The sequence below is a fragment of the Ideonella azotifigens genome, assembly GCF_006519715.1.
GTDB classification, from domain to species: domain Bacteria; phylum Pseudomonadota; class Gammaproteobacteria; order Burkholderiales; family Burkholderiaceae_C; genus Ideonella; species Ideonella azotifigens.
In genome coordinates this window covers 1-1,079 of sequence record NZ_VIDT01001168.1, presented here as the reverse complement: position 1 = coordinate 1,079, position 1,079 = coordinate 1, and the positions used below count along the sequence as shown (strand labels likewise).

At 64.3% G+C, this 1,079-nt stretch carries 1 protein-coding gene and 1 pseudogene; one reads left to right on the top strand and one right to left on the bottom strand.

Features of this window, described 5'->3' with window-relative positions:
• Positions 1-195: pseudogene (locus FKP22_RS33605) on the top strand (SDR family NAD(P)-dependent oxidoreductase); the annotation flags it as partial.
• Between the two features lie 101 nt (positions 196-296).
• Here FKP22_RS33605 and FKP22_RS31380 read toward each other — a convergent pair.
• Positions 297-875 carry a rhomboid family intramembrane serine protease gene (locus FKP22_RS31380; RefSeq protein WP_233447043.1) on the bottom strand — a complete coding sequence of 193 codons (579 nt, stop codon included), beginning with the start codon at positions 873-875 and terminating at the stop codon, positions 297-299.
• Positions 876-1,079 lie beyond the last annotated feature (204 nt).

The following is a 1,079-nucleotide window of genomic DNA, read 5'->3' as shown; positions in this document are numbered from 1 at the left end:
GCCGACCGCTACGGCCTGCCGCGCCCGCCGCGCCTCTCACGCGCCGAGGCCGCAGCGCAGCTCTCGCCCATGCAGATGAGCTTCCTCGGCGAGTCCCGAAGGCTGGACAACGGCCGAATGAAAAAAGAGCTGCGATTGCAGCTCCTTTATCCGGACGTGATCGCCGGCCTGGCGGCTGACACGTCACGCCCTTGACTGCCGCGTTGCCAGCGCTGCCGGCGCCGGGCCGCCTCAAGGCGGCAGCGCCAACCCGCTTGGCGGGTGGTTTCGCGTACCCGCGAAACCGGGTGCCCCAATCACCTGCGTTTGCGGGGCGGAAAGGGCGCCTGGCCGCGCCAAAAGCGAATGATCAGCCAGGCGCCGAGCGCACCGCCCAGTTGGGCAAAGGGGGCAATGCCGCCCAGGCTGCTCAGGCCCAGTGCCAGCATCACGGCACCGAAAGCCAGCACGTAGGTCCGCTGCTTCATCGGGATGGGGGGAATCAGCGGCATGATGGTGCGATTGGGGAACAGGATTGCCGACGCGGCAAGCATCGCGTAGATCACGGGACTCGAACCGATGAAAGGTGCACGCGCACCAGTTGCCAGAGACAGAAGCAGGTAGCAAACCGATGCTGCAATGACCGCAGCAAACAGGAATTGTGCGTAACGCTTTTGTCCCCACAGCCGCTCCAGTTCACCGCCGAACATCCACATGCCCAGCATGTTGAAAAGCAAGGCTGTGATGTCCTGCTGGACCAGCGCATAGGTGAACGGTTGCCACGGCATGAAGATGCCATTGCCCAGCGGCCACAGCGCCATCCACAGGTTCAAAGAGAAGCCGGTGAAGCTGCGGATCAGCAGATCGAGAAAATAGGCCGCTGTGCAGATCAGCATCAAGGCTTGTGTGATTGGTGGAATCGGGAGCATGGGCTGGGGCAATGGTCAGGTGTCGGACAGGCCTGCAGTTGCAGAGCAATGCCGCGGGAGTATCGCCCATGCGCGATCAGTCGCCCACGCCGCAGCGTGTCAGGTGTCACTGACGCGGGCGGCTTGGCAGGGTGCGGCGGCCCGGGCCAGGCTTCAGGCTTCGACCAGCCC

Excerpts from the sequence above, each read along its gene's own strand:
- FKP22_RS31380 (WP_233447043.1), bottom strand. The coding sequence starts at position 875 with ATGCTGATCTGCACAGCGGCCTATTTTCTCGATCTGCTGATCCGCAGC.